Annotated in this window: 20 protein-coding genes; 13 read left to right on the forward strand and 7 right to left on the reverse strand. The window is 49.5% G+C overall.

Going from position 1 to position 19,721, the window contains the following annotated elements; translation table 11 throughout:
- Positions 1–37: 37 nt before the first annotated feature.
- A complete protein-coding gene (locus AACT35_RS00350; protein ID WP_099237372.1) occupies positions 38–1,219 on the reverse strand; it encodes a DUF1176 domain-containing protein in 1,182 nt (393 codons plus the stop codon).
- Positions 1,220–1,282: 63 nt separating this feature from the next.
- Entirely contained in the window at positions 1,283–2,185 is a 903-nt protein-coding gene (locus AACT35_RS00355; RefSeq protein WP_099237374.1) for a hypothetical protein, read from the reverse strand.
- A gap of 559 nt (positions 2,186–2,744) precedes the next feature.
- Here AACT35_RS00355 and AACT35_RS00360 point away from each other — a divergent pair.
- Positions 2,745–3,044, forward strand: a complete 300-nt coding sequence (locus AACT35_RS00360; RefSeq protein ID WP_030007153.1) for a hypothetical protein — start codon at positions 2,745–2,747, stop codon at positions 3,042–3,044.
- Between the two features lie 149 nt (positions 3,045–3,193).
- Here the strand turns inward: AACT35_RS00360 and AACT35_RS00365 are convergent, their stop codons facing one another.
- From AACT35_RS00365 to AACT35_RS00380, 4 genes are all read right to left on the reverse strand, one after another.
- Positions 3,194–3,406 (reverse strand): hypothetical protein, encoded by a 213-nt coding sequence (locus AACT35_RS00365; protein WP_030007154.1) that lies wholly within the window; start codon positions 3,404–3,406, stop codon positions 3,194–3,196.
- 27 nt (positions 3,407–3,433) lie between these two features.
- The gene (pgr5, locus tag AACT35_RS00370) at positions 3,434–3,631 is read right to left on the reverse strand and encodes a cyclic electron transport protein PGR5 (protein ID WP_012307091.1); all 198 of its coding nucleotides are present in this window, start codon (positions 3,629–3,631) and stop codon (positions 3,434–3,436) included.
- A gap of 48 nt (positions 3,632–3,679) precedes the next feature.
- Positions 3,680–3,889 (reverse strand): chlorophyll a/b-binding protein, encoded by a 210-nt coding sequence (locus tag AACT35_RS00375; RefSeq protein ID WP_012307090.1) that lies wholly within the window; start codon positions 3,887–3,889, stop codon positions 3,680–3,682.
- A 214-nt stretch (positions 3,890–4,103) separates the two neighbouring features.
- Entirely contained in the window at positions 4,104–6,626 is a 2,523-nt protein-coding gene (locus tag AACT35_RS00380) for a sigma 54-interacting transcriptional regulator (RefSeq protein ID WP_099237376.1), read from the reverse strand.
- A 113-nt stretch (positions 6,627–6,739) separates the two neighbouring features.
- On the opposite strand from AACT35_RS00380, the gene AACT35_RS00385 reads away from it, so the two are divergent.
- From AACT35_RS00385 to AACT35_RS00430, 10 genes are all read left to right on the forward strand, one after another.
- Complete coding sequence (locus AACT35_RS00385; RefSeq protein ID WP_099237378.1) at positions 6,740–7,702, forward strand: aldo/keto reductase; 963 nt, start codon at positions 6,740–6,742, stop codon at positions 7,700–7,702.
- Positions 7,703–7,766: 64 nt separating this feature from the next.
- On the forward strand, positions 7,767–8,234 hold the full coding sequence (locus AACT35_RS00390) for a hypothetical protein (RefSeq protein WP_099237380.1): 468 nt from the start codon (positions 7,767–7,769) through the stop codon (positions 8,232–8,234).
- A 158-nt stretch (positions 8,235–8,392) separates the two neighbouring features.
- A complete protein-coding gene (locus tag AACT35_RS00395) occupies positions 8,393–9,577 on the forward strand; it encodes a CapA family protein (protein WP_254047925.1) in 1,185 nt (394 codons plus the stop codon).
- 112 nt (positions 9,578–9,689) lie between these two features.
- A complete protein-coding gene (locus tag AACT35_RS00400) occupies positions 9,690–10,169 on the forward strand; it encodes a hypothetical protein (protein ID WP_099237382.1) in 480 nt (159 codons plus the stop codon).
- A gap of 196 nt (positions 10,170–10,365) precedes the next feature.
- Entirely contained in the window at positions 10,366–10,716 is a 351-nt protein-coding gene (locus tag AACT35_RS00405) for a hypothetical protein (RefSeq protein WP_012307084.1), read from the forward strand.
- A 240-nt stretch (positions 10,717–10,956) separates the two neighbouring features.
- The gene (locus AACT35_RS00410; protein ID WP_030007160.1) at positions 10,957–11,562 is read left to right on the forward strand and encodes a fasciclin domain-containing protein; all 606 of its coding nucleotides are present in this window, start codon (positions 10,957–10,959) and stop codon (positions 11,560–11,562) included.
- Between the two features lie 205 nt (positions 11,563–11,767).
- Positions 11,768–14,593 carry an excinuclease ABC subunit UvrA gene (gene uvrA / locus AACT35_RS00415; protein WP_099237384.1) on the forward strand — a complete coding sequence of 942 codons (2,826 nt, stop codon included), beginning with the start codon at positions 11,768–11,770 and terminating at the stop codon, positions 14,591–14,593.
- Between the two features lie 78 nt (positions 14,594–14,671).
- Positions 14,672–14,977, forward strand: a complete 306-nt coding sequence (locus tag AACT35_RS00420; RefSeq protein WP_099237386.1) for a nucleotidyltransferase family protein — start codon at positions 14,672–14,674, stop codon at positions 14,975–14,977.
- On the forward strand, positions 14,967–15,314 hold the full coding sequence (locus AACT35_RS00425) for a HepT-like ribonuclease domain-containing protein (RefSeq protein ID WP_099237388.1): 348 nt from the start codon (positions 14,967–14,969) through the stop codon (positions 15,312–15,314). The genes AACT35_RS00420 and AACT35_RS00425 overlap by 11 nt, the downstream gene beginning before the upstream one ends.
- Positions 15,315–15,592: 278 nt before the next feature.
- Positions 15,593–16,156 (forward strand): Uma2 family endonuclease, encoded by a 564-nt coding sequence (locus tag AACT35_RS00430; RefSeq protein WP_254047930.1) that lies wholly within the window; start codon positions 15,593–15,595, stop codon positions 16,154–16,156.
- Positions 16,157–16,172: 16 nt separating this feature from the next.
- On the opposite strand, the gene ribD is transcribed toward AACT35_RS00430, so the two are convergent.
- Positions 16,173–17,288, reverse strand: coding sequence for a bifunctional diaminohydroxyphosphoribosylaminopyrimidine deaminase/5-amino-6-(5-phosphoribosylamino)uracil reductase RibD (gene ribD, locus AACT35_RS00435; protein WP_099237480.1), 1,116 nt, complete (start codon positions 17,286–17,288; stop codon positions 16,173–16,175).
- Between the two features lie 200 nt (positions 17,289–17,488).
- Between ribD and AACT35_RS00440 the strand changes: the two genes are divergently transcribed.
- A complete protein-coding gene (locus AACT35_RS00440; RefSeq protein ID WP_099237392.1) occupies positions 17,489–18,676 on the forward strand; it encodes a methyltransferase domain-containing protein in 1,188 nt (395 codons plus the stop codon).
- A gap of 40 nt (positions 18,677–18,716) precedes the next feature.
- On the forward strand, positions 18,717–19,715 hold the full coding sequence (gene arsS, locus AACT35_RS00445; RefSeq protein WP_099237482.1) for an arsenosugar biosynthesis radical SAM (seleno)protein ArsS: 999 nt from the start codon (positions 18,717–18,719) through the stop codon (positions 19,713–19,715).
- Positions 19,716–19,721: the final 6 nt, after the last annotated feature.

Here is a 19,721-nt window from a genome sequence, read left to right on the forward strand (position 1 = left end):
GGGCGGAGCACTGCGGCGGATCTTGATAGTCCCTAAATCAATATTGGGTCAGCCAAATGGAGCCGATGGCGGCATGGTCTTCGTATTGGGTGGTCGTTTGATAGCTGTCTTGGCGATCAGGATAAATACCTGCGTAATCGCTTAGGGTCCATTGATTCGAGCGGAAAAAGAGCCAGGATGTTTGGTCAGTGCTGAAAGGGGAGTCGGCAAATTGAATCAATTCTCGACTTTCATTTTCTGTGCTGTAGCTGAGGGTTGCAGGGCCATAGGCGGCGATCGCCTCGGATAGGGGAGTGCCAGGGCCAACCCCCGCAGCGGTACGGTAGCTGGGATTGTCCACCATAATCCGAATAATTTTGTCCTGGTCACCGGGAAGATTGTCACCACTGTCCCCATCAAAGGCCACCACAAACTGGGCTGCACCGTAGAGATTTACTTGCCAGCCGGTGGGCAGATCGACCCCCAAAGGCACGGCTTCCAAGGTGGCCGCTTCGGGCAGTTGGGCTTTGAACTCCCTAAAAGTCATTCCTAGACGGGCAGGCCCGACCCCCTCGGCGGTAATTAGATAATCTGCACTGGGCGATCGCACACCGAGATCGGCACAGCCATTGGGGACACCATCAATCAAACTGGCAGAGATAAGTCGCAGGCTATAGCCATCCCAATAATATTCAGAGTCCTCTAGGCAAGTCCCTGCGCCGTTAAATTTATAGCCATTGCTGAGAACGCTAGTTTCTGGGTCAAAGGTGGGAAAGCCAGCGAGGGCCAAGCGGGAATGGGTGAGGGTTTCACCGTCAACATAAACAAACTCATAGGCCCCTTGGTAGGCCGCCATAAAGCACAGCACACTCACCAAATATTGATCTTCGCCCTGTTGATACACCGCCGCATCATCGAGATTCGCAGCCAAATTATCGTTGTCCAGGCAGAGGCCAAGGCTGGCTTGCTGATCCACCACCCGCTGAAAAATACTGGCTTTTTCCGATCCAGTCACCGTGCGGGCGATCGCCACGGGGATTGGTGGGGTGATCCCCGGCTCTGGGGTAGGAAGACTCGGCTCAGGTTCAGTTGGGGTTTGTTTTAAAACAGCACCAAAGCCCGGTTGGGGCGGCGAGGGCTGAATACTGGCGGTGGTGCGGTTCCCCAAAAACTGATAGGCGGCGATCGCACTGAAAACAAAGGCCGTGGCGGGGAGGGTGTAATAGTAAAATTTTTGCATGGTGGGCAGGGCTCCTGGGTAATCACTTTAAATTTCAGTCAAACATTCCAGCCAAAAAAAACGCTAGAGACAGAGTTGCGCTGAATAGGTCTGGGAACCTCGACCCGGTTGGCAGCGCCAGGTCACTTGGCGATCGCTGACCGTCCAGGTGCCATTGACATTTTTATTGAGGGAAATCGTAAACCGTTGCCCCCGCACCGAATCATCCAACAGACCTTCTTGGGTGATCGTCACCGTAGAGCGTTGGGGGTTTTCCACCGTATCGTTTTGTCGGTCGATGCTGACCCGAAAACTCTCTGGAGTATAACCAAGGCCTTTTGCCGTTGCTAAAGCCACCATGAGCGGATCTTGGGCCGCCCCCTGGTTGTTAGCAAATAGGAGTGGCTCGCTCGTCTGGGCCAATAACGTCGCCTGATCAAATAAATTCACCAAAGACGCCTTGTTCACGCTTTGCACCTCAACGATCCCCGGCACATCCGGCGCTTCGTACCAACCATAGGCCACATCAAACTGGCTTTGAATTTCCGCAAAAACCACATCAATGCCATTAATTGATGCCCGACTGACCTTCGGATTTGGCCCCACGGTGCGCCCCTGGGCAAACTCTTGGAGGGTTAAATTTTGGGGGTTGGGTTGCCGCCGGAGGGTGTGGGGATAAATCGCATCTGTCCCTAGCACAGGGGTTCCTTGGGCAAGGCAACGAATCAAATTAAAATCTCCTGGCCTGAGGATTGAAATGCTGCCATCATTGCGGAGCATCGTCCGGAAATTTCGGGGAATTTCCAGTTGGATACCAAATTGCTCGAACTTAACAATACGGGTTGCATCAACGGCGCTTAAATCATTCGTATTCCGACAAACCCCTTGGCTGGTGGCCGGTGGTAGCTGTCGTGAAATGCCGATTCCTCCAAGGGCGATCGCCCCAGCGATCATTAAACAATTGCCAACTAATTTTTTGTTCATCATCACACCTTTGCCGATAACCTTCTGACTTCAACAGATTTAAAATTCGGAGATTTATTTACACCGACGATCCCAAGCCAAAAAAGTTTTTCTCATTTACTAATGCCCCCAGCTTAAACAGGATTTTTCTGGCCTCAACGATGGTTACATTTTTTGTGACATAAATTCGAAAGCCGCAAGGCAATTGTCTACAAAAATCCGAAAGACAAGATTAAGATTTCTTAAGAGCATTTTCTGGCTCATTGAAGACTTCGATGACAAGTTGTTAACCTAAATTTATCGATTTTTTATGAATTTCTCCCCTGTAACTAAACAATTAACCCCTAGAAAAAATGCAGATCTGGCGCACTTCCTGGAGTCATATTTAAAACGAATCAGCCTGACATGAAAATTTGGCTCAGAACAACCAAAAACTTCAATATTTTTTCTATACTTGATTTAGTGTGGAGCGATCTGCACAATGCTATCTGACCATGACGTAACAAATTTCAGCAAATAAGCGGACTTTGTTTACCCGGCCTTGATCAACAATTGAAGCGCAGTCGAACAAGAGGAGAAAACGATGAATTTACCCAGCAATAAAGACGAGCTCGTCACCCAACTGCACCAGCAAATTGACGAAGCCTCTCGCAATATCGATGAATTAAAGCTCCAAGCTAATCTTGCGAAGGCGGAAGCGAGATCTGCCTTTGAGGCGAACATTGCCGCTCTCGAATCCCAGAAAGTTAAGTTGCAAGAACAGGTTAATCACCTAAAACACAGTACAGATAATGCTTGGCAAGAACTGGCAGAAGGATGTCAGAAGTCTTGGCATGAGTTTCAAAGTGCGGTGCAAAAGGCGATCGCCCAGTTCAAGGCATAACTCTACATATCCATTGAGAACGCCTTCTAATCTCTCCTATAAAAAAACCCTAAAACCCCATCCCACCGGAGTTTTAGAGTTGATGATCACGATTGCTCGTGTAGAGGAGAATAAAACTTGGACAAACTTGTAGAAAATTACAGATAACCCTAGAGGGCATTCACGGCGATCGCCCCGATGGTACCCGTCCCGAGCAACCCTAAGATCTTCATCCCTAAGGCCCCAAGACTTGCCCCCTGCTGGGAACGTCGTTTGAGAAAACTGTAGATGTGGGGCGCACCAGCTAGGAAAAAGAGAATCGCAACAATACCCGCATTTTGAGAAGCTGGGGTTTGTTTTTTGGTGATCGGTTGACGGGACATAGTGAGTACCTAAGAATGCAACGGAGGTTAGGCCATGAAACCTAGGCGGTGGCCATTGGATTTCGCGAGGCGAATTAGATTTTGTCGCGTTTTTGCGTCGAGGCCGACGGTGTTGCAAAAGTTGGTGATCGTCTTGCAATGAAGACCAATGACCTTACCACGGGTTTTGTTAAAACGGGCTGTACCCATGACTTTGCGAATCAAGATAACCAGGGAACCAAACATTGCAACTAGCCTCGTAAAACGACAAATAACTGGGAAAAAACTAAAAAATTAGAGTTGGAACAAGAGATTGATCAGGGTGTCGCCACCAATCAATTCCGTTGCGATGAGCGCCACAAAACCAATCATTGCCAGGCGGCCATTTAACTTTTCGGCGTAGGCTGTCCAGCCGGCGGTATGTTCTGTATCAACGTAGACTTCAGGCTCGATTGCAAAGCTGTTGAGTTGACCGAATTCGTTGGAAGTATAACCAGTAGCCATTGAGGGAACCTCGTGCTTGCTTACATGAATAAATATAACAGAATGTAAATAAATGTTGCAAGTTATTGACGAAAAAATATTTTTCTGGGGTGAGGGCCATCAAAGTCCTATTTGCCCCAAACAGCAGTAACCCCAATCCTTTCAGGAGATCGGGGTAGAGCAATAACGGTTGAAAAAACGATGTTAAGCCCTGGGGTTTTGTAACAAAACTCTGTTACAAACCGACAATAATCTGAGCCATCGCCCAGGCGAGACCGAGACTTGTTAGGTACTGGGGCAACAGCGATCGCCAGGATTGTTTACTCATTTTTTTAGTGAGCACAAAAGTACAGAGCGTTGCAAAGATTAGAGTTGAACCCTGGAGAAAGGCAATCACGGCAGGATGGGCGACAACAATCGGCAAGGTGCTGCCCTGGAGACCGAAGGTGGCCATGGTTACGGGTAAAATTTGGCCAGCTTCCCCTAAACCAAGACGGAGATAATGGGCGAGGCTCCCCCCCAAAACCAAGGGCAGATAGCCATAGGCCAGTTGTAAAAAGGGTTTTGCCTTGGGAGGAGAGTTTAAAAATTGCACCACAGCCCCTGTTAATAGGACTACTCCAGCGGGTACTCCCAAGGCGGCGATCGCCAATCCCAGGTGGGGCCAAAATTGACTGAGGTCTACATTTAAACCCAGGACTTGATTAATTTCTGGCAGCCGATGGAGAAAGATTCCCCCCAGGAGTAATAGTAAAAGAGCGACTTCATAGGTGCGGGGGCGGTGGGTTGTCCACAGTTCAATGGCTGGGGGGCGTAGATTTACCGCTACCGATCGATGGGGACAAGCCTTAAGACAGGTCATGCACAGTACACAATCGCGGTTGTCCTCCAGTTGGGCCGGGTGGGAATAGAGGGGACAGCCTGCTGTTTCTAAGCCTTCACCCTTTTGGGGGCCGCCTTTATAACATTGATAGGTGCTACATTCCGCCGAACAAGTGCCCTGTTGCGCCCGCAACTCCGTCATCGAAAGTTTCGCAAAGAGGCCATTCATGCCGCCGATGGGACAAAGATAGCGACACCAAAACCGCCGCTCAAAGATCGCCGAGCAGATCATCGCCCCGGCAGTAATGATAATCAGCAACCAAGCCGAGAGATAAGCCGTATTTTGTAAATCCCACAGTTCTTCCCAGAGGAAAATCAGGGCAAATAAGCCAAAGAGAAACCAACCGCCCCATTTTTCTGCCTGCTGACGCGGCCAGGGTTTGAGGTTGCGCTTTAGGAGTTCGGTGGTGATTTTCTGGGTAATTTCCCCGTAGATCATAAACGGACAAACGGCACACCAGAGGCGACCGACAAAGGGAAAGGCGAGGAGCACCAGGGGCCACCACCAAGCCCAAAAGAAATTCAGCGCAAAGTTTTGGTCACGGGTTTGGGGGGCGAGAAACAGAACGGCAATGATCAACGGAAAGGCGATCGCCGTAAAACCATAGTTAATGCGGTCGGGCCACCAAGCACTCCGGAGAAAGCGGCGAAAGGCAGGGTAGGCATTGAGTAAATTGAGGCGAAAGCGTTTTTGTTTCCCCTGGGCTGACCAAAAAATTTCTTCGGTGAGTATTGACCCTTGATCCGATTGAACAATGGCCCGTTCTACCAGGTTTTGCAGTTCGCGGATATTGTTCGGGAAATCATAGGACTGGAGGCGACGGAGGGCTTCGGGGGTGAGGGTCGGTTTATCGAGGCCCTTCGCCCGGCAAAATAAGCTGGTGTAATATTCCACCTGGGCCGCGAGATCTGCTTTGCGCACCCGCAGCGGCGGCACTTTAATTGTTTCAGAAAAATGGCGGGCCACGGCGGGGAGTTGTCGTTCGGCGATCGCCACCAATTTTGCCGCCGTTTGTTGGGGAATAGGTTCCGGATCCCCAGGGCGACTGATGGGGGTATAGGTCTGGGTTTCGATTAACGTGGCGACTTTATCGATTAGTTCCGGGGGCAATTCTTCAATTTTGTTGAGGATTAGGGTACCTTTTCCCAGCCATGCCAAGAGACCTTTTTTACCATCGGTGCGGCCAAAGAGTTCAGCACCACTTTTTTGGAGAATGCTGCAATCGATTTTAATAATCGGCTGTCGGCGTCGGGGCGAACCGTAGTGAATCAAGGCGGCTAAATTATCTTTTTCTAAACCCGGTTCCCCAAAAATGTAAATGGATCGATCATGGGTACCCGCCTCACGAATTTGTTGCCGCAGGCGTTTAGCGTAGCGACTTTTGCCCACAACCCCCCGTTTTGCTTTGGTGACAAGGTAGGGGCGCAAAATTTCCTGCTGTTGCTGTTCCTGTTGGAGAGCTTGGGCGACTTCTGCCAGCTCCTGGGCGAGATCCTGGGAAAAGGCCTGGGTAATTTCAGGATAGTTTTGGATCAGGTCTTGCCACTGTTGGCGCGGCATAAACCACACTTCTGTGTCGGTGACGGTGGCGATCGCCTCTTGGGAAGCTTCATTAAGGAGTAAAGGCCGCAGATTGATCGTACTGCCTCTGGTTAAGGGGTTGGTCTCTGGTGCAGCCGCGCTGTTGTGGCTGATCACCTCCCCGGAAATCAAGATATACAAACCTTGGGGATGTTGGTCGATCTCGCTGAGGGCCTGTTGGGGAGGGAGGGTTTGCCTTTGGAGTGCCGTGGCGATCGCCCCTAGGGTTTCCAGCGACAAACAACCGAGACTGGTGCGTTCCTGCAACCAAATCAAACGTTCCTGGATGGTCATGCTTATTTTCCTCCAACCCTTGCTCCCCCAGCTTATCGAATCTGACGGAGTAGATTAATTCCCCAGCGGAACAAGCTACAGTGGAACCAATGACCCGCCAGAAAAACGAGCTTATGAAAACAAGACAACTAGGCCAAAGTGCCGTCCAAATCACCCCGATTATTCTCGGTACTTGGCAAGCGGGCAAGCGCAATTGGGCGGATATTGACGACCAAGAAATTGTGGCCGGGATCCGTGCCGCCGTAGATGCAGGCATTACAACCATCGATACCGCTGAAATTTATGGCGATGGGGATTCTGAACGTCGGGTTGCCGAGGCGATCGCCCCCCAACGGGATCAAGTGACCCTATTAACGAAAGTCTTTGCCAATCACCTCCACCACGACCAGGTGATCACCGCCTGCGAAAATTCCCTCAACAGGCTCCAAACTGATTACATCGATCTGTACCAAATCCACTGGCCAGCGGGAACGTGGAATTCTGACCTGGTGCCCATCGCTGAAACCATGGCCGCCCTGAACCAATTGAAAGAACAGGGCAAAATTCGCGCCATTGGTGTGTCTAATTTTTCCTTGGCGCAACTCCAGGAAGCCATGGAACACGGCCAAATCGATAGCATTCAACCGCCCTATTCTTTATTTTGGCGGGCCATTGAACGGGAGATTCAACCTTTCTGTGCGACCCAGCAGATTTCGATCCTCGCCTACTCTTCCTTGGCTCAGGGTCTGCTCACGGGGAAATTTGGCCCCGATCACCAGTTTGCGGCGGGGGATCACCGCTCCCACAACCGTCTTTATGCTGACCCAGAAAATTATCAACGGGTACAAACGGCCCTCGGACTCCTGAAACCGATCGCCACGACAAAAAATTGCACCTTAGCTCAACTGGCGATCGCCTGGCTGATTCGGCAGCCCCAAACCAATGCCATCGTCGGCGCGCGCAATGCCCAACAGGCGATCGCCAATGCCCAGGCCATCGATATCGAGTTAACGGCTAAAGATCTCGAAGCCATTGACCATATCGGACGAACAGTAACCGATCCTCTAGACGAAAATCCGCTCCTATGGAACTGGTAAGCACCAGGAAATTCAAATCCTTTGGCTATACTGAAGGCAAGTTTCAGCGCTCTGCATCAACCCAATGAAAGCTTTAATTTTGGCCCTGGGGATTTCCTGTCTGGCGATCCCCGTCGCGGCCCAGGGAACCTGTCTCCGGATTAGCGATTTTTATACCACCTGCCAAGATGGTCGGGGCAATCAATACAGTATCCAGACCTTTGGCCCCAATACCTTTATCAACGGCAGTTCCTACTACTCCCGCTCGCCCTATTACCATAGCTACCCTGGGTCTAGCACCCATCGACGACCAGGCGATCGCCCCTGGAAACCAGCCCACTATCGACGGCCGACTAGCCACCATACTTATTCTTTTAGTAATACTTTTAAAAGCAAGAAAAGTCGCCCTTGGCAATATGAACCCTATTGGCAACAGCCCTGGAAAAAAGAGCCTAGTTCATCACCCCAATTCAGCACCTATTGGCAGCGTAACCCCTGGCAACGGCCCACCTACCACAACGACCAAAATATCTACCTCGACACCCGCTGGTAAATAAACTTTCAACGGCCCTAAAAGTTCGCCAACAATTAAGAGTTAAGAATCAGGGCAAAAAAAAGGCGATCACCACCGGTGATTTATTTTCTGTGTCTCCTAAACATCGAAGCACCAAAAATCCAGTACGATAAAGCGGTACTTTTGCGTCCGTTGCTATGGCACAGTTTCCTTTGTCTACTTCCCTGCGCCGTTGGTTGCCCTGGGGTTTAGGTGGCCTAACAATTATCACTTCCCTTGGCATCCTCGGATTTAGGCATTATCAACGCCAGCAAGTCTCTTTTATCAGCACTTCCGTCGTCATTAGCAACAGTACCCTCGCCACAATTGCCACTGATGCAGCCAAGGCGATCGCCCCCGTCCCCCAAACAAAAACGACCGTCATCACCCTCAAGGCCGTTGGGGATATGGCCCCAGGGACTCGCTACTCGAAAACGCCCCAAGTCGAACAGAAAATGCAAATGTTTGCCGGGGTCGAAGGCCAGCTCGGTTGGAGCGACCTCCTTATCGGCAATCTAGAAACCACCCTCACCAATCATCCCTACGCCGCAAAAGATATCAGTCGCCCCAATGTCTTTGCTTTTCGGACGGCCCCTAGCTACGCCAATCTCCTCAAGGATGCAGGGTTCCAAGCCCTCAGCATTGCGAACAACCACACCTTCGACTACGGACAAACAGGCTTTCAAGATACCCAAACGACCCTTGCAGACACTGGCATTGCCCCCATTGGCGTTAAAAACCAAATCCATTACCACCAACACAAAGACCTCACCGTCGCCCTCATCGGTTTTAGCACTTACCAATATCACAATACGGTTCAAGATCTGAATGCCGCCGTCGCTCTGGTCAAGGAAGCCGATGCCAAAGCCGACATTATCGTGATCTCTGTCCATGCTGGTGCCGAAGGTACGGGGGCAAATCGCGTCCGGCCTGGTACGGAATGGTTTTTTGGCGAAAACCGTGGCGACCTCCACAAATTTTCTCGGACTCTGATTGATGCCGGAGCAGATTTAATTGTTGGCCATGGCCCTCATGTGCTCCGGGCAGTGGAACTTTACCAAGGCCGTTTGATCGCCTATTCCCTCGGTAATTTCGTCGCCGATGGTGCCCTGTCAGTGGCCAGTACCCTCGCCGAAAGCGTTATTTTAGAGGTTGCGATGAGTAGTGAGGGGCGTTTTCTGAAGGGGAAACTTCATCCTGTGCGCCTCAACGGCCAAGGGTTCCCGTTTTACGATGCCACGGGTACGGCCATTAAGCGGATGCAACAGTTGACCCAGCGGGATTTTCCGGAGACTCCTTTAACGATTCAAGCAGATGGCCAGCTTTTACCAAGAACGTTGTAACCCTTGATGGTGAAGGATTTTCAAAAAAGTTGCGCTTAAAAACTGCATAAGCAAAATTTTCGGTCACTATCACCTGGCAACACACAACAATCAATCAACAGGTAACTGACCCATGACTACTTTCGCTTTCTCCCGCCCCCAGTCCCTCAAACTTGCTGCCGCTGGTGCTTTCCTTGCCCTCGGTGTCCTAAGTATCGCTCAACCCGCTAAAGCCGATAATGTTTCTAGCAGCACAATGATTTCTGAACAGACCAGTGCCGCTGTTGGCGTCGGCAACTCTACTTCTAACACCATGGGCCAATCGAATTTCCAAAACCAAAGCGGTTTCTTTAGTGGTGGTAACAACGGTTCCCAGTCAACGATTGTCGGTTCCCAGACTGCCGTGGCTGATGGCTTTTTCAACAATGTCAATAACAACCTCGGTCAATCCAGCACCCAGCTCCAATCCGATGCCTTTGGGTTTGGCAATAATGCCAGTGTTGCCCAGGTGGGTGCAAGCCAAACAGGCGCAGGAATTGGTTTCGGCAACAGCGTCAACAACAGTAGTTTCCAAAATAGCTTCCAAAACCAAAGCTCCATCTTCTCTTTCTAAAAAAGGCGATCGCCAAGGTGGTGGTGTGATGGCACAAAGCACATCATTGCCTTGGTCAAAACCTGCCAGCACAATCTTCTCCCTAACATGGCTAATCTGTTAGGGGGCTTTTGCGGTGAGTAGATAAATAAAATACTGCATCTGTTCTGGGACGTGGCAACTATCAAGCAGTACCACAACAGAGCAGGCCAGTCCGATGATTATCACTACTTTTCTCCGTCACCACTCCCTCAAACTCGCCCTTACCTTCGCAATCTTTGGTTTCTTATGCTGGCTTTATTGCCTTTCGCCCCTGACCCTCAACCTTAGTCAACTCCAGCAAGTCGCCATCTACATTGGCCTCGAAGTTTTGTATGATATGCTGCGCCACTGGTGTTTAAAGTTGGTACAAAGTGGTTGCGATCGCCTCCGCCATGTCTCTCCCTTTGTGAACGATTTGTTTGCAGTTGTGACCAAACTGGCAACCGATGGCCGTAATTTTAAAATTCATCTCCCCACAGTTACGGGACAAATGTGGACGATTTATCCCCTGCGTGTTCTTTCTTAAAAAGTCAAGTCTGCTCTAAGCTTTGTGGCCTGTGGTATCGCCAACAAATTTCAAAAATAACTGTTCTTAGACTGTCGTTTGCCCCAGAAAGTTCCGCCATTTCCCGATAAATAGACCTTTCCAGACAATTCCTGCCAAAACGAAAAATACTTGCTACAGTGAGGAGGATTGTAAAGTTTTCTTTACAAAACACTACGAAAAGAAACAACTTTATTGTTCGCTCACAGACAGGAAGTATCTATGCGTTTTACAAAAACCCTCGCCCTTAGTCTCGCCCTTGGTAGCACCCTTGGCTTTAGTACCGTTGCCCAAGCAGGGGACTATGGTAGCTACGGAGACAAAACCAAGCCCATGACCGAGGCTGAAGCGCCTGCACCTGCAGCGGCAATGACAGCACCGACCATTGTGGACATTGCTGCTAGCAACGATGCTTTTTCGACCCTCGTGGCGGCAGTTTCTGCGGCTGACCTCGTCGAGACCCTTGCTGGCGAAGGCCCTTTTACTGTTTTTGCTCCCACCAATGATGCTTTTGCAGCCCTGCCCGATGGCGTGCTCGAAAGCCTTTTACTCCCTGAAAATAAGGAAATCCTCACTCAAATTTTGACCTACCACGTGGTCAGCGGTAATGTCATGTCCACTGATCTCAGTGCTGGGGCTGTCACCACCGTTGAAGGTAGTGATGTGGTGATCTCCCTCGATGATGGCGTGAAAGTCAACAATGCAAATGTTGTCATGGCAGATATCGAAGCTAGCAATGGCGTTGTCCATGTGATCGATACCGTGATTGTGCCCCCTGCATTAATGGCAGAATTGGAAACATCTAGTGAAACTAGCGAGAATCTCTAGGTTGATCTCAGCATAGTGATTTAACACCACAACCATTTAGGTTATCTGTGAAACCACGGCATCGGGCTGTGGTTTTCTTTTTGACTCATTTAAAACCCAACTGTGGTTTTGCCGCTGAGGATCTGGCCTGGAAAGGGTTCTGAAATTCTCGACAGGTCTATTTATAATGTTTAGGCACTTTTCTCAAAATTGGCGATCGCCCCCCATGAGCAAATCCGACCAAATCCGCATCCGTGGCGCAAGACAGCACAACCTAAAAAATGTGGATCTCGATTTGCCGCGTAACCAGTTGATTGTGTTTACGGGGGTGTCGGGTTCGGGGAAGTCGTCGCTGGCGTTTGATACGATTTTTGCGGAGGGACAGCGCCGTTATGTGGAATCCCTTAGTGCTTACGCCCGGCAGTTTTTGGGGCAGTTGGACAAGCCCGATGTGGACGCGATTGAAGGTTTAAGTCCGGCGATCTCCATTGACCAAAAATCCACCTCCCATAACCCCCGCTCCACCGTCGGCACGGTCACGGAAATTGCTGATTATCTGCGGTTACTCTTCGGGCGGGCCGGAGAACCCCACTGCCCCCACTGCGATCGCCCGATTGCGCCCCAGACCATCGATGAGATGTGTGATCGGGTGTTGGCACTGCCGGATCGAACGAAATTTCAGTTGCTTGCACCGATTGTGCGCCACCAAAAGGGAACCCATAAAAAGACCCTTTCTAGTATTGCCGCCGAAGGGTTTGCCCGGGTGAGAATTAATGGCGAAACCCGTGAACTCAGTGACAATATCACCCTCAATAAAAATCACTATCACACCATTGAAATTGTGGTGGATCGTCTGGTGAAAAAAGAGGGGATTCAGGAGCGTTTAGTGGATTCTTTGAGTACCTGTTTAAAACACTCCGAAGGGACAGCAATTGTTGATTTAATTGAGACGGGTGAACAGATTATTTTTTCCGAAAATTTTGCTTGCCCCGAACATGGCGCAGTCATGGAAGAGTTATCACCCCGTTTGTTCTCTTTTAACTCCCCCTATGGCGCTTGTCCCGCTTGCCACGGCCTAGGCAGTCATCGGCGCTTTTCTCCCGAACTTGTGATCCCCGACCCGAAGCAGCCTCTATACGCAGCGATCGCCCCTTGGTCGGAAAAGGAAAATACTTATTATTTATCGTTGCTGTATAACCTTGGGCAAAACTTCGGTTTTGAGATCCAAACGCCGTGGGAAAAATTAAAAAAAGAACACCAAGAAATTTTACTCCACGGCACCGAAGAACCCATTTGGTTTGAGGAGGAATCTCGCTATGGGGGCGGCAAAGGTTACTATCGCCATTATTCGGGAATTTTAAAACTATTAGAACGCAATTATGAAGATACAAATTCCGATGCGATCAAAGATAAACTGGAAAAATATTTAATTAATCAACCCTGTGAAGTTTGCCACGGAAAACGCCTTAAACCAGAAGCATTATCTGTCCGTTTAGGACAATACAATATCGACGAATTGACCAGCGTTGCTATCCGCGACTGTCTCGAACGGGTCGAAAATTTAGAGTTAAGCGATCGCCAAAAATTGATTGGGGAATTAGCCCTCAAAGAAATTCGAGCGCGGTTACAATTCCTGCTGGATGTCGGCTTAGATTACCTCACCCTTGATCGCGCTGCCATGACCCTCTCCGGTGGTGAAGCCCAGCGCATCCGCCTTGCCACCCAGATCGGCGCAGGGCTAACGGGGGTGTTATATGTGCTCGACGAACCCAGTATCGGCCTCCACCAGCGGGATAATGAGCGACTGTTACAAACCCTCAAAAAATTGCGCGATCTCGGCAATACTTTAATTGTGGTCGAACATGACGAAGACACGATCCGCACCGCCGATCACATTGTTGATATTGGGCCAAAAGCGGGGGTACATGGCGGCGAAATCGTCTTTCAGGGCAGCTTTGACAAGTTTTTGAAGAACAAAAAATCCCTCACCAGTGCCTATCTGTCCGGCAGACGGGCGATCGCCACCCCCCCAGAGCGACGGGAAGGCAACGGCGGCAGATTACGCCTCGAAAATTGCACCAAAAATAATCTCAAAAATATCACCGTAGAAATTCCCCTCGGCAAATTGGTGTCAGTGACGGGGGTATCGGGTTCGGGAAAATCGACCCTGATGAATGAATTGCTTTATCCAGCGTTGCAACATAGCTTGAATCGAAATGTGCCTTTCCCGAAGGAGTTGGGCGATGTCAAAGGCTTAAAATCCATCGATAAGGTGATCGTCATTGACCAATCTCCCATCGGCAGAACCCCCCGCTCCAATCCGGCGACCTACACGGGTATTTTCGATCCGATTCGGAATCTGTTTGCGGAGACGGTAGAGGCGAAAACGAGAGGTTATAAAAAAGGGCGGTTTTCGTTCAACGTGAAAGGGGGACGGTGTGAGGCTTGTGGCGGGCAAGGGGTGAATGTGATCGAGATGAATTTCTTGCCGGATGTCTATGTGCAATGTGAGGTATGCAAGGGGGCACGCTATAACCGGGAAACGCTTCAGGTGAAATTTAAGGGCTATTCCATTTCGGATGTGTTGAATATGACGGTGGAGGAAGCCTTGGAAGTTTTTGAAAACATTACGACGGCGGCAAATCGCTTGCAAACTCTGGTGGATGTGGGCTTGGGTTATATTCGCTTGGGGCAACCAGCACCGACCCTCTCCGGCGGAGAAGCGCAACGGGTGAAGTTGGCTTCGGAATTGTCGCGGCGGGCAACGGGTAAAACCCTTTATTTGATTGACGAACCGACGACGGGTTTATCGTTTTACGATGTGCATCACCTGTTAAATGTGTTGCAACGGCTGGTGGATAAGGGAAATTCGGTGCTGGTGATTGAGCATAATTTGGATGTGATTCGCTGTAGTGATTGGTTGATTGATCTGGGGCCAGAGGGTGGCGATCGCGGCGGCGAGATTATTGCGACGGGTACACCAGAGGATTTAATTAAAGTCAAAGAATCCTACACAGGTCAATTCCTCAAACCGCTATTAACGAAGAAATAATAAACGGCGATCGCCAACACATTCAGTACAATAACAAGTATCACGAAAAAAAGTGTATTGCTGTCGGTAGGTGATTTTATGAAGCCCAAAATACTTAAGCAAAGTTTTGTCCTTTCTAGCCTCGAAAAATGCCGTGATCAGCTTGAAAAATTTGGGGTAAAGTCACTTGCCCTATTTGGTTCTACTGCCCGTGATGAAGCGACTATCGATAGTGATTTAGATTTTTTAGTAGAGTTTGATACTGAACTCACATTTGATATTTACATGGATTTTAAATTTTTTCTTGAGGAGCTATTTAACCGTAAAGTAGATCTTGTCATCAAAGAAGACCTCAAACCCCAAATCAGAGAAAATATCCTTAAACAAGCGATTTATGTCCCGTAGTCTTCGTCTCTATCTCACCGATATTCTCAAGAGCATTACAAAAATCCAAAACTATGCCGAGAATTTAACCTATGAAGAGCTTTGTGAGGACAGTCGAAGCCTTGAAGCGATCGCCTACAATTTACAAATTATTGGCGAAGCAACAAAACAAATTCCGGATTCTCTACGCGATCAATATTCACAAATTGAGTGGAAGAAGATTGCTGGCTTGAGGGATATTATTGCTCACACGTATTTTCGTGTGAATACTAAAATTGTTTGGAGCATTATACAAACAAAATTAAATCCTCTCCAAACTTGCATTCAACTTATGCTTGAAAACGAAAATCTTTCTTAGATTAATCTTGATAATGACTTAATTGCAAAAACTATTGCTACAATCTTCCTAAGATTATCTAATGTAAACTAATGGATCGCGGCGGCGAGATTATTGCGACAGGTACACCAGAGGATTTAATTAAAGTCAAAGAATCCTATACAGGTCAATTCCTCAAACCGCTATTAACGAAGAAATAATAAACGGCGATCGCCTTTTTTGTCGATACCATTGACACTAACACACTGAGAATGAAGTCTAAAATGGTTTCATAGTGAACAGGAGCAGTTGTAATGGCGATGGTCACAGCAGTTTCCCAGGAATCTTCCCTAGCTGAATTTTTGGAGTTACCTGAAACCAAACCAGCAAGCGAATATATCAACGGGAAAATTCATCAAAAACCGATGCCCCAAGGAAAGCACAGTACATTGCAAGGTCGTTTAGTGGCGGAAATTAATCGCGTTGGACAGCCTGAAAAATTAGCCTATGCTTTTCCTGAATTACGTTGTACCTTCGGCGATCGCTCCCTTGTACCTGATATTGCGGTGTTCGAGTGGGCCAATATTCCTGTAGATGAAAATGGCGAAATCCAAAATCGGTTTTCTGTTGCCCCAGATTGGGTGATTGAAATTCTCTCTCCAGAACAAAATCCCCTCAGAGTCATCGAAAAAATTCTTTTTTCTCTGCAACAAGGGACAAAACTCGGTTGGCTCATTGCCCCAGAGGACTACTCAGTTACCATTTTTTACCCTGATAAACTCGCTGAATTCAAAGAACAAGACGATCCGCTTCCCGTTTTGCCAGCGATCGCCCCTTGGCAACTCACCGCCACAGAGCTATTTTCCTGGTTACGCCTCATGTGAAGCTTAGGGCGACAAATTATTCCTTCAAATTGGGGAGATCGCCAGTTAACAGGAAATCATGGCCGATGGATTGAAGCTGGACATTTTCGAGGGCGATCGCCTCGTCCATGAGCGTCAAACCCAAATTCCCCACGGGGGTCGGTGCCCCTTGCCCACCAATAATTTTCGGGGCGATGAAAGCCATCACCTTTTGGATACTGCCAGAGGCGATCGCCGCCGCCGCGAGGGTGCCGCCACATTCCCACAACACCTGCAAACAACCCCGGTCATAGAGATATTGCATCACGCCTTCAGGGGAAACTGGATCAAGGTGTACCACTTCCACGCGCCGTTGCTGGAGGAAAGCCTGCATTTCTGGATTCGCTGTGGCCTGGGTCAAAACCACCGTCGGGGCAGCGGTCACATCCCACAAATGGCGATCACGGGGCAGGGTTAAAGTTTGGCTCACAACAATGCGCAAAGGATTGTGGTCAGTGGTGCCATGGGTCGTTAAATAAGGATTATCAAGGCGTACCGTATTTCCCCCGACAACCACTGCATCACACTGGGAACGAAGATCATAGACCTGGTTGCGGGTTTCCTGGTGAGTAATCCAAGCACTGTGGCCCGTGGTCGTGGCAATTTTGCCATCGAGGGTCATGGCATATTTCAAAATACCGAGGGGACGCTGATGCAGCATCCGCCAAATAAAACCCGCATTTAACTCTCGACAAGCAGCCTCTTCGACACCCGTTACAACTTCGATGCCCGCATCCGTGAGGGTTTTTAAACCGCCCCCCGCCACTAAAGGATTCGGATCGACCATGCCGACTACGACCTTAGAGATGCCCGCTTTAACCACCGCCTGACTACAGGGAGGTGTTCTGCCGTGGTGGTTACAGGGTTCTAGGCTGACATAGAGCGTTGCTCCTTGGGCGGCTGCCCCTGCCTCCCGGAGTGCAAACACCTCTGCATGGGGTTGACCTGCCCCCGGATGAAATCCTTCACCAATAATGTTTTGATCTTGAACGACCACAGCGCCCACCATTGGGTTTGGGGCGGTTTTTCCGGCTGCCTGCTTTGCTAACGTAATACAGCGTTGCATCATGGCACGATCAAAGTCAGTTCCAACGGGGGCAGCGTTTGAGGTCATGGGGGAAGGCAACATTTAAACTTAAAAATTCTTTCCCATTGTAGGCAAGAACCGAGGGGCAAACATAGGGTCAAAGGTTAACCGATGGTGGAGAAATTCAGGTGATTTGGCTGTATTTGCGCCATTGACTCAGGTGATTTTCATAAATCATCGATATGATGATCAACACATACGCGCTGATCTGGGGTCAAAACTCACCAATGCCCGAACAAAGTATTACACCGACTTACGATGTGGAGAATGCGGTTCTCAGTCGCTACCAAGCGGGAGCCCAGACCCACGAACCCAGTCTGTGTTGCCCGACGGACTACCAGGATGTCCATTATCTGGATGTGATTCCCGATGAAATTTTGACGAAGGATTACGGCTGTGGTGATCCGACTCGCTATGCAATCCCAGGAGATACCGTCCTTGATCTGGGGTGTGGAGCTGGCAAAAATTGCTACATGGTGGCCCAAAAAGTGGGGCCGACGGGCAAGGTGATTGGCGTTGATTTTAATGATGTGATGTTAAATCTCGCCCGCAAATATCAAGGGGCGATCGCCACGAAAATTGGCTTCCAGAATACCGAATTTGTCAAAGGGAAAATCCAAGACCTTAAACTTCCCCTTGATCTGCTCCAGGCTTGGCTCCAGGCAAATCCCATTACCACCCTAGAAGATATTGCCCGCTATGAAACAGAAGGCGATCGCCTCCGGGCAGAGTCCCCCCTAATTGCCGACGAGAGCATTGACCTTGTGATCTCCAACTGTGTTTTAAACCTCGTCAAACCCAGCGACAAACAACAACTGTTCCAGGAAATCCACCGGGTTCTGAAAAAAGGGGGCCGCGCCGTCATCTCGGATATCGTCTGTGATGAGCCACCCACCGAAAAAATCCTCAATGATCCAGAGTTATGGAGTGGTTGCATTGCTGGCGCTTTTCTGGAAGCCGAATTTTTGCAAATGTTTGAGGCGGCGGGTTTTTCTAGCGTTGAAATCCTTAATTACGGGGCTGAACCCTGGCAGACCATTGATGGCATCGAATTTCGCTCTATGACCGTCCGGGCCTATAAAGGCGAAAAAGCAATTGGTCGCGAACGGCATCAAGCCGTCATTTACAAAGGCCCCTGGAAACAGATCAAAGATGATACAGGTCGCACCTATTTTCGAGGTGAAAGAATGGCCGTTTGTGATCAAACCTTTCAGCGCCTGACGAATCCCGATGGCCCCTATGCCGGGCAATTTATTCCCGTTGCCCCCTACCAAGCAATTCCCCCGGAAACAGCCGCCCCATTTAACTGTCACCCAGAGGCCCGCCGTAATCCCCAGGAGACCAAGGGCGCAGATTACCAGCTCACCCAACTAACCGAAGAATCCGCCTGTTGTCGCACTGACAGTTGTTGCTAAATTGCTCAAAACTCATCCCTGTTCTGTTATCCCAATTACCATGGTTCAAACCCCAACCCAAACTGCAATCCCAGCTTTTCAGAAAACCTTGGGTCAACCCCTAAGCAAAATCCCCATCAGCACTCTCCAAATTAACCTCGGCAAAAAATGCAACCTCGCCTGCACCCATTGCCACGTTGAGGCCGGCCCGAAGCGTACCGAGGCACTCAGCCCAGAGATTTGTGCCCAATTGATCCAACTAGTTCGCACCTTCCCCCAAATTCAAACGGTGGATCTCACGGGGGGAGCGCCGGAAATGCACGATGGGTTTAGGCAACTGGTGGCTGCAGCACGGGAAACAGGGAAAGATGTGATTGTGCGCTCAAACCTAACCATTTTTTTCGTGCCTGGGTACGAAGATTTACCCACCTATTTTGCGGAAAATCAGGTACGGGTAGTCGCGTCCCTGCCCTGTTATTTAGAAGATAACGTCGATCGCCAACGGGGTGCGGGAGTGTACCAAGATTCCATTGCGGCCCTACAACGATTAAATGCCTTGGGTTATGGTCGAGATCCCGCCCTGGTCTTGGACTTGGTTTACAATCCGCCCGTGCCCCGGAACCAAGACTTTTCCCTCACGCCCAATCAAGCGAACCTAGAGCAGGATTACAAAGCCTATTTAGCACGCCATTTTCAAATTCAGTTTAATCACCTGTTTACGATCACAAATTTACCCATTGGCCGCGTAAAAAATTATCTCCAGGCCCACGCGCTCTATAAACCCTATCTCAGCTTTTTGGCGGCGCACCATAACGGGACGACAGTGCCTAATCTCATGTGTCGTAGTCAGCTTTCTGTGGATTATGAAGGCAATATTTTCGATTGTGATTTTAACCAGATGGAAGCTCTCCCGGCCCGCACTCCCGACGGCCAGCCTGTAACGGTGCGGCACCTCCTAGAGGCAGAATCTTTAGATGTCATTGAAACGGTGGCGACGAAACCCTATTGCTATGGTTGCACAGCAGGAAGTGGCTCGAGTTGTGGTGGTGCTTTGAGCTAAGAGACT

The organism is Synechococcus sp. BDU 130192 (assembly GCF_963876085.1).
Classification (GTDB): Bacteria; Cyanobacteriota; Cyanobacteriia; order Cyanobacteriales; family MRBY01; genus MRBY01.

Coding starts and splice junctions, on each gene's coding strand:
- AACT35_RS00350 (WP_099237372.1), bottom strand. CDS start 1,219: ATGCAAAAATTTTACTATTACACCCTCCCCGCCACGGCCTTTGTTTTC.
- AACT35_RS00355 (WP_099237374.1), bottom strand. CDS start 2,185: ATGATGAACAAAAAATTAGTTGGCAATTGTTTAATGATCGCTGGGGCG.
- AACT35_RS00360 (WP_030007153.1), top strand. CDS start 2,745: ATGAATTTACCCAGCAATAAAGACGAGCTCGTCACCCAACTGCACCAG.
- AACT35_RS00365 (WP_030007154.1), bottom strand. CDS start 3,406: ATGTCCCGTCAACCGATCACCAAAAAACAAACCCCAGCTTCTCAAAAT.
- pgr5 (WP_012307091.1), bottom strand. CDS start 3,631: ATGTTTGGTTCCCTGGTTATCTTGATTCGCAAAGTCATGGGTACAGCC.
- AACT35_RS00375 (WP_012307090.1), bottom strand. CDS start 3,889: ATGGCTACTGGTTATACTTCCAACGAATTCGGTCAACTCAACAGCTTT.
- AACT35_RS00380 (WP_099237376.1), bottom strand. CDS start 6,626: ATGACCATCCAGGAACGTTTGATTTGGTTGCAGGAACGCACCAGTCTC.
- AACT35_RS00385 (WP_099237378.1), top strand. CDS start 6,740: ATGAAAACAAGACAACTAGGCCAAAGTGCCGTCCAAATCACCCCGATT.
- AACT35_RS00390 (WP_099237380.1), top strand. CDS start 7,767: ATGAAAGCTTTAATTTTGGCCCTGGGGATTTCCTGTCTGGCGATCCCC.
- AACT35_RS00395 (WP_254047925.1), top strand. CDS start 8,393: ATGGCACAGTTTCCTTTGTCTACTTCCCTGCGCCGTTGGTTGCCCTGG.
- AACT35_RS00400 (WP_099237382.1), top strand. CDS start 9,690: ATGACTACTTTCGCTTTCTCCCGCCCCCAGTCCCTCAAACTTGCTGCC.
- AACT35_RS00405 (WP_012307084.1), top strand. CDS start 10,366: ATGATTATCACTACTTTTCTCCGTCACCACTCCCTCAAACTCGCCCTT.
- AACT35_RS00410 (WP_030007160.1), top strand. CDS start 10,957: ATGCGTTTTACAAAAACCCTCGCCCTTAGTCTCGCCCTTGGTAGCACC.
- uvrA (WP_099237384.1), top strand. CDS start 11,768: ATGAGCAAATCCGACCAAATCCGCATCCGTGGCGCAAGACAGCACAAC.
- AACT35_RS00420 (WP_099237386.1), top strand. CDS start 14,672: ATGAAGCCCAAAATACTTAAGCAAAGTTTTGTCCTTTCTAGCCTCGAA.
- AACT35_RS00425 (WP_099237388.1), top strand. CDS start 14,967: ATGTCCCGTAGTCTTCGTCTCTATCTCACCGATATTCTCAAGAGCATT.
- AACT35_RS00430 (WP_254047930.1), top strand. CDS start 15,593: ATGGTCACAGCAGTTTCCCAGGAATCTTCCCTAGCTGAATTTTTGGAG.
- ribD (WP_099237480.1), bottom strand. CDS start 17,288: ATGACCTCAAACGCTGCCCCCGTTGGAACTGACTTTGATCGTGCCATG.
- AACT35_RS00440 (WP_099237392.1), top strand. CDS start 17,489: ATGCCCGAACAAAGTATTACACCGACTTACGATGTGGAGAATGCGGTT.
- arsS (WP_099237482.1), top strand. CDS start 18,717: ATGGTTCAAACCCCAACCCAAACTGCAATCCCAGCTTTTCAGAAAACC.